The organism is Pseudonocardia sp. Ae717_Ps2 (genome assembly GCF_001932475.1).
Lineage (GTDB): Bacteria > Actinomycetota > Actinomycetes > Mycobacteriales > Pseudonocardiaceae > Pseudonocardia.
In genome coordinates this window covers 40,496-49,172 of the sequence record NZ_MCIS01000010.1, presented here as the reverse complement: position 1 = coordinate 49,172, position 8,677 = coordinate 40,496, and the positions used below count along the sequence as shown (strand labels likewise).

The following is an 8,677-nucleotide window of genomic DNA, read 5'->3' as shown; positions in this document are numbered from 1 at the left end:
TGTCTGGTCCGGACACCGCCAGGCTCAGCCGGACCAGACACAGTGCGTCCGCCGGTGCGTCCGTCGCCGTTCAAGATCAAGACCCACAGGACCTATGCATCATCTGATGATCTTCGGTGCGGGTGCCGGTCTGGGGTCTGGTGGTGGGCTCGGTCCGGGGCGGGGGGTGGTCTGGGTGCCGCCGCCTGCGGCGGAGCAAGTTAGGTGTTTTCTCGGAGAAAACACTCGGCCCGTCCGCCCGTCCGCCCGTCCGGCTGGTACTGGAAGGTGCGCTGGTCGAGTCCCCGGGGTGGGGTGGTGTCGGGGTGGGTGACACGCCCGGCTGACCTGGGAGTTCGAGACAGCCGGCCTGCGACCTGGAATGATTCGAGTGCCACAGCAGCAGCAACAACCAAGTCAGTGTTTCGCCCGAGCGCCCGCGAGGGCGGGCCGTTCGCGGCTAGCCGCGAACCATCAGACACAGGGCGAAGCTCAATGCCTTGAAGCCTTGAACCGGCACCCCTCCGAAGGTGCCTCGGACCCCCCTGGGAGGGGCCTCGTGCCCGCACCGCCGCTACTCGCTCCTCCCACGGCCAGCCAAGAAGCCCTCAGAGGCTCTGTGAGCGACGAAAATCTGGGCCCGGGCTACCTAGTCGGGGGTCTGCCGTTTGAGGCGGCTACGGCGATCTGGGAGCGTTTGTGGACGTCGCGGTACCCGCTGGCCGCGGACGCCTTCGACGACGGCGTGTGGCGGCAGACGAGGGGCGAGGCGATGACCCGTCAGCACGTCGAGCTGCACCCGAAACACGTGTGGGGTCTGATCGGTGTCGATGTCGATCACCCCGACGCGGTCCTGCGGATGGTCTCCACCGTCGACAACCACCCGCCACGAACGTGATCATCGAGAACCCCGTGAACGGTCACGCACACGCCGCCTGGGCCATCACGACCCCCATCAAGGTCACCAACTACGGATCCCGCCGATCGGTCCGCTACGGCCTGTCCATCGAAGAAGCACTACGCCGCGCCGTCGGTGGTGACCCGCACTACCCGGCCCGGCTGATCAAAAACCCGTTCCCCCCCGCTGGATGACCCACTTCATCCACGCAGACACCTCCACCCTCGACCGATTCGGCGGAACCCTCACCCCGGCGGGCACATGCCCGGACGTGGCTGGCACAACCAACGCCGCCGCACCCCCGTCGGGCACTCCGCAACGAAACCCTCTTCCACGGCGTCCGGCATTTCGCCTACCGGGAGATGCGCCACCACTGGGCCCTGAGGGCTACCGCGCCGCGATCGCCCGTGAAAGTCGCCATCCGCAACGCCGACTTCGACACCCCCCTCGGCGTCACCGAACTCGGCCACATCTCCACATCCATCACCGACTGGACCATCCGCTACTCCCGAATGTGGAACGACGGACCCGCCGCCTACGACCAAGCATTCCGAGCCATCCAAGCCGCCCGCGGACGAAAAGGATCAGGACGCAACGGCGGACTCGCCGGAAACAGCCGACCCGGCGGACTTGCCGGAAACAGCCGACCCGGCGGACTCGTGCGGGAGGGAACAGCACGCAGAGTCTCTGTGTCGCCAGGCGGCGATGGCGAGGGCGGCCTACTGACCGCGCGAATTGCGAAACGACGAACAAAAACCGGCCGTGAGCTGGCCGAGCAGTTCGGGGTCACTCGCGCCACCGTTGTGCGAATGATGGCCGAGCCTCGTGAGGAGTTCCTTGCCCGCGCCCGGGATCGTCGTGCCACCGTCGTGCGCCTCAAGCTCCAGGGCTCACCTGCGCCGCGATCGCCGTACAGACCGGCTTCCTCGTGGGACGGTCTGCCGACTCCTCTACGACGCCCGCCGCAACGGCGAATGGACTGAAGCCCTGACGAGGTGCGGCGCGCCTCATCGGGCCGCCCAAGCAGCCACGCGAGTGAGATTTCGGGGGATGTCCCAAGACGGCCCCTATCCGTGACGAGCCGTGACATCCGTGACGATCCAGCATCCATGCAGGTCAGATAAGGATTCTCCTGTCACGGATAGAGGGGGGTGGCACGGATCGATCCGTGCCACCCCCCTCAGCGACGACCTTGTCTACGCGCCCCGAAGATCATCCCGTGGCGTTCTGACCAGTGTTAATGCTGGTTCTCTGGGGGCCCACCAGGACTGTTACTGTCGGTGACAATTCAGGTGTAGCGAGCCCAAGCGTCGTCGAACGAATCGCGCGGTAGCCCTTGGCTCGGCCTTGAGTGAAGCGGACGGTTCCTGACTGGATGCCGTACTCGCTCAGGAGTTTCCCGAGCTGTCGTGCGGTGAGTCCGTCTCCGCGTGGTCCGTAGTCGGCCCACGGGGCCTCGGGGTCGGCTCGGAGGTGTCGGAGGAGCTGCTGGGTGGGCAGCGCCTGTTCCGAGCCGAAGGCGGTGTGGCAGTCGGCGAGGAGGCGGATGCGTTCGGACTGGTCGTCGTCGCTTTCGTCTTGGAGGTCGAGGAGTGCGGTGCGTGCGCGTGGGGCCAGTTGGCTCCGGCGTGTCGGCGATGGCGATCAAGGGTTCCCAGGTGTCGGCGGCGCCGGTCTTCGACGGGCATGACCGGCTCGGCCGCCTCCAAGGCAGACAGTCGTCACGCAACCATCCGTTCAGGCGCTCAGAGAGCTTCTGAAGGCGTGGACGGTCGCGCCGGTGCCGATACGGCGCCACCTGCTCTGTGGGTGTTCTGCGGCGCATCTGGACGACCACGGCGCGGTCTTCGATGGTGTCGGGCATGCGTCCGATCCCGGCGAGGGCTGCCATGGCGAAGGTGGAGATCGTTTCGACTCGGTTCTTGTGCGGGTCGTAGCGTTTGGCGGGCCGGTTGCGTTGGTGTCCGGCGTTGAGGAGGCCGCGGAGGTCTTCGTGTCCGTCGCTTTGGGTCCGAAGATGGTGTCGGCTTCGTCGACCAGCATCGTCGGCGGATCTTGCGTGATGGAGCGGTAGACCGCTGCTGCGGTGGCGTTGACGGTGATGAACGGCTGGTGGCAGGCGCCTTCGACGACGTCGAGGAGCCTTGATTTGCCGCAGCGCTTCTCCGGCGCCCGGATCACCAGCCGCGGTGCGTGCGCCCACGCGGGCTGAGCATGCGTGGCGGCGATCCAGAGTGTGACCGCGACCCCGGCCGCCTCCGACGGCAGGGAGACGTAGCGGCGCAGCGCCGCCTCCAGGTCGTCGAGCAGGACGGCCCCGTCCGGGCCAGGGTCGGTGCCGCCGGGCGGTGCCAGGGCGTGGTGTCGGTCTTGGTGCCGGTTTCGGCACCTAGATGCTGACCTGCGGGTTCGTGGTGGTCGTGGGTGTTCACGGGTTCCTCCAGATGGTTGCCGATGGTGCGGGTCTCGGGTGTGTCGCCATGCGCGGCCTTCGGTGTCGGTTCGTGCGGATGGGTCACGAACTGCCCGGTGGCTGGTAGGTGCGTAGTTCCGCTGCGGGATGGCCGTGCGGGTAGCGGTGTGCGGCGGCCTGCATGGCGTCGAGGTCGGCCCGCCAGTACCAGCGCCCCCGCCACGGGCCGTCGATCAGGACGGCGAGTTCACGGCCGTCGGTGACCTGGACAGCGAGCCGCGCTGAGGGCGGTGTGGGGCTGAGGGGCGGGCTGCCGCGTCGCTTCCGGTCCTCGCCCGCTGGGGCGGGCTGTGGTCCGGGTCGACTTGCCCACGACCACCGGGTGGCGCCGGATTCGGGTGTCGGGGTGACCAGCGGAAATGCTGCTGGGCGGTCATGCGGCGGTCCGGGCGGTGGGTGTGTGGATCCATTCGTCGATGTCGCCGTTCGGTGGGTAGCGGCGCCGCATCAACTCGGTGAGGGAGGGCTGCCGGGCGAGCCCGGCCTCGGCGTAGGCGACGGACATGGCCTTGCTGGCGTCACGCAGGGCGATCCAGTGGGCGTGCCGCAGGTCGGCGACCTCGACCCCGACCCTCGCTGCGACCAGGAGCGGCGCGGTGGGCTGGGAGCGGCCGAGGACGGAGGCGAGGACGGCTGGGTCGACGAAGGCGATGACTTCCAGCGCCTCGGCGCGGTCGGCCAGGGCCGTGTTGCGGGCGGTCTGGTCGGGGTCGGACAGGTGTGGAGCGGGTGCGGCAACGCTGACCGCCTCACCGATATCGGTGACTGTGTGTGACTGTGTGTGGGCATGGTTGTCTCCTGTTGTGGGCATGCGAAAGGGAGGGAGGGAGGCACGGGGTGTCTTCTCCCTGGTCAGATGAGGGTTTAGAGGGGAGGGTGGGTTGCCTCCCTGGCCTCCCTGAGACTCCCTGGGTGACTGTCTGTGCAGTTCAGGCGGGGAGGGAGTCAGGGAGGGAGGTCAGGGAGGCGGTCAGGGAGTTCTCCCTGCCTCCCTGACGCCTCCCTGACGCCTCCCTGACGCCTCCCTGACGCCTCCCTGACGCCTCCCTGACGCCTCCCTGTCAGAACTGGGGCTTCTGGGGCCTTCGCATCCATCACTGTCGGTGATGGGTTCGGTGGTGGGTTCGGTGTGGTGGTGGGTGTGGGCGTCGTGGATGCGGTGGGTGCTGAGGACCATGACGCCGTCGGATTTGTAGGGGCGTGCGTGGTGGGGAGTTCGTCGGTGAGGCGGGCGAAGGTCCAGGCCTGGTAGTGGGCGCGGTCGAGGGCGGCGAGCGCGGCGAGTGCTTCCTGGGTGCGCATCCGGGTGTGGCCGGCCATGACGTGGAGCAGGTCGTCGAGGAGGTCCCGACGTGGTGCCGGTGGTGTCGCTGTGCTGGTGTCGCTGTGCTGGTGTCGCTGTGCTGGTGTCGAGTCCGGTGCCGAGTCCGGTGTCGTGCGGAGGGTGAGGGCTCGTTCGATGATCGGGGTGAGCTGGTCGACGCCGTCGCCGCGGGGAATGTGGTAGCAGCGGATGAGTCCGTCGTGGGTGGTGAATCCGGTGGTCATGGCGGTGCCGATGTCGCCGGGTCGAGGCTGCCGTCGGGGTTGGTGGTGGCGGGCGGAGGCTGGTGGCGGTGATGCCTGCGGTGTGTTTCCCGGTGCCGAGGATGGCGTCGTTGCCGTGGTGGTCGCCGATGGCGAAGCAGGCCCGGTTGGACTGGACTTTCGCTACTGCCCGGGGTAGGGACTCCGCTGAGGGGACGGGTGTGGCGAACAGGAGTGTGACTCCGTACTTACGGCCCTTGGCGACGATCTTCGTGACCAGCTCGGCGGCTTGCTCTCCGATGTCGGAGAGGAACAGTTCTTGGCATTCGTCGATGACCACGACGCGGGGGCGCATGGTCGGGTCGGCTGCGGCGAGGCGGCGGGTGAGTTTCGGTTCGCCGGCTGCGGACAGTTTCCGTCCTCGTTGGGACAGTTCGGAGAGCAGTGTGGTGAGGCTGTCGAGGACGGTGGGAGGGCGTCGGGTCGTCGGAGACGTGCAGGGTCCGCGCGATGGGCCGGAAGGGGTCGTAGTCGGCGTTGTGGCCATGCAGTAGATGTCGATCTCGACGAGTGGGTCGAGGATGGCGCCGGCGAGGGTGGTGATGATCAGGGCGGATTTCCCGGAGCCCATCATCCCGGCCACGCCCCAGTTGGTGGCGAAGAGTCGTCCGGTGACGAGGTTGGCGCGGTGTCGAGGGCGATCGGGACGCCGGTGAAGTAGTCGGTGGTGCCGTCGGTGAGTAGCGGCCACGGCGGGACCGGTTTCGTGAGGCTGCCTTGGTCGGCGACCCAGAGGTCGAGGACGCCGGGGTGGTTGCGGGGTTCGGTGGGCCACACCTCGACAGGCAACCTGAGCAGGTTGTGGGCGAGGACGTCTTTGCGTCGGTTGAGCATGTCGACGGTGACGCCTTCGGGGAGCAGGAACTGGCAGTGCCAGCCCTTGCCGTCGTGGACCGGGGGCAGGATCCAGCGCGGCTGCCAGCCTTGCTTGAACTTGCTGTTGAGGGCGGGCAGGGCGAGGTGGCGCAGGGCGTTGACCACGGCTCGTTCGTCGGGGATCACGTCCCGGCCGCCGGGCTCGTCCTCGTCGGCGGCGGCGGGTGCGACCCAGGTGGGTGGCTCGGTGCGGGCGTGGCCGAGCGCCCACAACCCGGCCACCAGCCCGGTCAGGGCGAGCGTGCCCAGGGCGGTGGCGTAGACGGTTACGAAGGTGACGGTCCAGGCGACCGCGTCGATCACCCCGGTGATGGGGGCGATGACCTGGGTGATGTCTCGGGTGGCGAGGGCGAGGACGACCCCGAGGCCGACCAGCAGGCCGAGCACGCCGAGGACAGCGGCCCCGGCGGCGCGCAGCCAGGCCAGGGGTGCGTTGATCCAGTCCATGACCCGCCCATGCCGACGCTGTTTTTCGGCGGTGTCGCGGGCTTCCCATTCCAGGAGCCGGTCGTGGTCGCACGCGGCTTCGGCGGCGCGCATCTGGCGTTCGTAGCGGGTGGTGCCGTGGGTGTCGCGCCACCGGTTCACGAGGACACCAGCCCCGGACAGCACGTAGAAGCTGTGTCTGACCAGCGCCTTCGATGTCGATACCGCTGTCGTCGAGGTGGCGACAGCGACGGTGTGACGGTGTGCCGTCGTGACGTCACAGCGGTAGAGCTCCCGCCGTGATCGCACGAGCGTCCCGCTGGTGGTCTCGGTAGAAGTACTGACGACCTCGCCGTCGATGACCTCGCCCTCGACCACGACCGGCCGGTCGGTGCCGGTGCCGGTGTCGGTGCTGGTGGTGTTGGTGTGGTGGTGCAGGGTGATGACCGGCGCCAGCGCGTCGTCTCTGTCGTGGTGGGTCGGGCTGGCGCCACCAGATCCTTGACCGTCGTCGTGGTTCATCGCTGGTCACCGCCGCTCTCGTCGCGGTGTTCGTCGCGGTGTTCGTTGCGGAGGTGGCGGGCGCGTGCGGCGGAGCAGCGCAGCACCCGGCGGATCGACTCGGCCGAGGACGGGTCGACCCGGCCGTGGCCGACGGCTGCCCGGAGCTGACGACGAAGATCGTTCAGGGACCGTGGAGTCGACCCGGTTTCAAGATCATGGTCGGGGTCGACCCCGGCCCTCGACGATGATCTTGTCGACCTCGACTGTTGCAGGTCAGGCCTCGACTCCCCACCCAGCTCCGGCGCCGGTGGGTCGAGGAGGTCGACTCCGCCGCCAAGATCATCGTCGAGGTGGGAGTCGACCCACGGGTCGACCCGTGAGGCAAGGTCGGGATCGGTCCACGGGTCGTAGAGGTGGCCGCGGGTGAGCGCGGTCAGGGCGGCATCCCAGTCACCGTCCCCGTCGCTGTCCTGGCCTTCGGCGGCTGCGGTCGCGGTCGCGGTCATCGGGCCGGTCGGGGCGAGGGCGCGTCGGGCGATTCGGTAGGTGCCGGGCCGGTAGGCCAGGGTCGCGGTGCCGTCCGGGCCGATGACCGCGGTGGCGTCGGCGACGGCGAGGCGGCGGGCGCGGTCGGTCTTCACCTCGACCAGCCGGTCCAGGCGCCCGGCCCGGTGCGCGGCCCGCCGCTCGGTCCGGGACCGGGGTGTCCCGGCGAGGGTGAGTTGGTGGGCGGCGACGCCGGCGATGGACACGACCGCCATCACGACTCCGGCGGTGGGGCCCTGTTCGAGGCCGTGGGCCAGGTTCATCCCGGCTGCGACCAGGGCGAACACCACGACCCCGACCTGCAACCCGACGACCGAGCGGGTCGGGTGCTGGTGGCGTGAGGCGAGAACGGCCAGAGCGAACGCCCACATGCCGAGTTCGGTGATCCCGGCCAGCAGCACACCGAGTGGGCCGTAGATGGTCTGGCCGTAGGCGGCCATGGCCGGTGCGGCCAGGGCGAAGGACAGGAGCGCGATCGGGTAGATCAGCAGCTCCACCACATGGGCGGAAGCCCAGGTCAGAGCTCGGGCCCGGCGGGCGGCTCGTGCTGCTGACCGTGCTGCGGCCCGTTCGGCGCGGCGCTGGTCGGCGTGGTCGCGGTCGGCTCGGGCCTTGTCCCCGCGAGCGGTTTCGACCTCGATACGACGCCGCGCGGCGGCGTCAGCGTCCTCACGAGCGAGACGCGCCTCCAGGGCGCGCGCCTCGCGGCGTTCCGCAGCGCGGCTTGAGGCCCAGGAAGAGTCCGTGGTGGTCATGCCCCGGCCCTCCCCGCACCCTGCTGACCAGCCGAAACCGCCGCAGAAGACGACTCAGCGGGCGGTGAAACGACGGCTGCGGCAGCCCGCCCCGGCCTGACTAGCCGAGGCCGGGGCGGCACGGTGGGCGCGCCACAGACGCACCTCGACCGCTACCCACCACGCCGCAGCGAGGACGGTCGGGATGGTGAACCACCAGGTCAGACACATGGTCGCGACGCCGAGGGCGCCGACGATGATGATCTCGACAGCCCGGTCGGTCAGGCCGCGGGCGGCGGTGCGGAGTAGGGCGTTCATGCCGCCTCACCACCCGCGACACGGGCCTGACCAGCAAGAACCCGCGGAGGAAAGAACACGACCAGCCCAGCCGCGTCACCGGACGCCTCAGCGCTCGACTCGTCGTGGTCGTGGAGGAGGTCGCCGTAGCGGCGGTCAATCACCGGTTCGGTCAACCCGTCCGGACACCACCCAGACCCGGGAAACCCCAGGTCAAGACCGGTATCGAAGAGTTCCGAGGAGGGACCGTCGGCGGGAGAGGGAAGGAACCTTCCACCCACCAGTAGATGCGCGGACGTGCTCAGGGCAGCATGGCCCATAGCCAACCACCTATTCGTGTAGGTCGTTTGGTTAGGC

General features: G+C 69.0%; 9 protein-coding genes and 1 pseudogene. 4 read left to right on the top strand and 6 right to left on the bottom strand.

Translation table 11 applies throughout. From position 1 onward, the window contains the following. Positions 1–598: 598 nt before the first annotated feature. The 3 genes from Ae717Ps2_RS37650 (at position 599) to Ae717Ps2_RS36850 (ending at position 1,860) form a co-directional block, all read left to right on the top strand. A complete protein-coding gene (locus Ae717Ps2_RS37650; RefSeq protein ID WP_158071606.1) occupies positions 599–877 on the top strand; it encodes a hypothetical protein in 279 nt (92 codons plus the stop codon). A 14-nt stretch (positions 878–891) separates the two neighbouring features. Beyond that, positions 892–1,071, top strand: a complete 180-nt coding sequence (locus Ae717Ps2_RS37645; protein WP_158071605.1) for a replication initiation protein — start codon at positions 892–894, stop codon at positions 1,069–1,071. Between the two features lie 213 nt (positions 1,072–1,284). Then, positions 1,285–1,860 (top strand): hypothetical protein, encoded by a 576-nt coding sequence (locus Ae717Ps2_RS36850; protein ID WP_143510821.1) that lies wholly within the window; start codon positions 1,285–1,287, stop codon positions 1,858–1,860. A gap of 229 nt (positions 1,861–2,089) precedes the next feature. Here the strand turns inward: Ae717Ps2_RS36850 and Ae717Ps2_RS40685 are convergent. Further along, positions 2,090–2,702: pseudogene (locus tag Ae717Ps2_RS40685) on the bottom strand (DUF3631 domain-containing protein). On the opposite strand from Ae717Ps2_RS40685, the gene Ae717Ps2_RS39665 reads away from it, so the two are divergent. Continuing rightward, positions 2,658–2,951 (top strand): hypothetical protein, encoded by a 294-nt coding sequence (locus tag Ae717Ps2_RS39665; RefSeq protein ID WP_233147874.1) that lies wholly within the window; start codon positions 2,658–2,660, stop codon positions 2,949–2,951. The pseudogene Ae717Ps2_RS40685 and the gene Ae717Ps2_RS39665 overlap by 45 nt on opposite strands. A gap of 772 nt (positions 2,952–3,723) precedes the next feature. On the opposite strand, the gene Ae717Ps2_RS32160 is transcribed toward Ae717Ps2_RS39665, so the two are convergent. From Ae717Ps2_RS32160 to Ae717Ps2_RS32145, 5 genes are all read right to left on the bottom strand, one after another. Then, positions 3,724–4,161 carry a hypothetical protein gene (locus Ae717Ps2_RS32160; protein WP_075334744.1) on the bottom strand — a complete coding sequence of 146 codons (438 nt, stop codon included), beginning with the start codon at positions 4,159–4,161 and terminating at the stop codon, positions 3,724–3,726. A 134-nt stretch (positions 4,162–4,295) separates the two neighbouring features. After that, positions 4,296–4,898, bottom strand: coding sequence for a hypothetical protein (locus tag Ae717Ps2_RS36845; RefSeq protein WP_143510819.1), 603 nt, complete (start codon positions 4,896–4,898; stop codon positions 4,296–4,298). Between the two features lie 609 nt (positions 4,899–5,507). Then, positions 5,508–6,761, bottom strand: coding sequence for a hypothetical protein (locus Ae717Ps2_RS32155; protein ID WP_075334743.1), 1,254 nt, complete (start codon positions 6,759–6,761; stop codon positions 5,508–5,510). After that, entirely contained in the window at positions 6,758–8,044 is a 1,287-nt protein-coding gene (locus Ae717Ps2_RS32150) for a hypothetical protein (RefSeq protein ID WP_075334730.1), read from the bottom strand. Before Ae717Ps2_RS32150 ends, Ae717Ps2_RS32155 begins: the two co-directional genes overlap by 4 nt. A gap of 54 nt (positions 8,045–8,098) precedes the next feature. After that, on the bottom strand, positions 8,099–8,341 hold the full coding sequence (locus tag Ae717Ps2_RS32145; RefSeq protein WP_075334729.1) for a hypothetical protein: 243 nt from the start codon (positions 8,339–8,341) through the stop codon (positions 8,099–8,101). Positions 8,342–8,677 lie beyond the last annotated feature (336 nt).

What these genes read in the sequence shown, in the direction of transcription:
- Ae717Ps2_RS36845 (WP_143510819.1), bottom strand. Translation starts at nt 4,898, where the DNA reads ATGACCACCGGATTCACCACCCACGACGGACTCATCCGCTGCTACCAC.
- Ae717Ps2_RS32145 (WP_075334729.1), bottom strand. Translation starts at nt 8,341, where the DNA reads ATGAACGCCCTACTCCGCACCGCCGCCCGCGGCCTGACCGACCGGGCT.
- Ae717Ps2_RS32155 (WP_075334743.1), bottom strand. Translation starts at nt 6,761, where the DNA reads ATGAACCACGACGACGGTCAAGGATCTGGTGGCGCCAGCCCGACCCAC.
- Ae717Ps2_RS32150 (WP_075334730.1), bottom strand. Translation starts at nt 8,044, where the DNA reads ATGACCACCACGGACTCTTCCTGGGCCTCAAGCCGCGCTGCGGAACGC.
- Ae717Ps2_RS32160 (WP_075334744.1), bottom strand. Translation starts at nt 4,161, where the DNA reads ATGCCCACAACAGGAGACAACCATGCCCACACACAGTCACACACAGTC.